Origin of the sequence: Stenotrophomonas sp. SrG (assembly GCF_050031795.1) — a bacterium.
Taxonomy (GTDB): Bacteria; Pseudomonadota; Gammaproteobacteria; order Xanthomonadales; family Xanthomonadaceae; genus Stenotrophomonas; species Stenotrophomonas rhizophila_A.
Map to the genome: position 1 here is coordinate 1 of NZ_JBNBBE010000735.1, position 247 is coordinate 247.

Annotated in this window: 1 pseudogene; it reads left to right on the top strand. The window is 65.2% G+C overall.

Features of this window, described 5'->3' with window-relative positions:
• Positions 1-34: 34 nt before the first annotated feature.
• Positions 35-247 (top strand): annotated as a pseudogene (locus ACQG3P_RS21525) (DUF2628 domain-containing protein); the annotation flags it as partial.

The window sequence follows — 247 nt, forward strand, 5'->3', positions numbered from 1 at the left end:
CTCAGGTACCCGATTTCAACATCAGATAGTGGATATGGAGTCCAACATCGCGTCATCCGTCCGCCCCACGTGGCCGGTCCGGTGCGACTACTTCACCGCCCACGGCGCGCCCAACTCGCCGGCCTTCCAGGCCGCCCACACGGCGCTGCCGATCGGGCAGCAGGTCCAGGTCAACTTCAACGTCTTCGCCCTGGTCTGCGGCTGCATCTACCACTTCAGCCTGGGCCTGTGGCGCAAGGCCCTGACG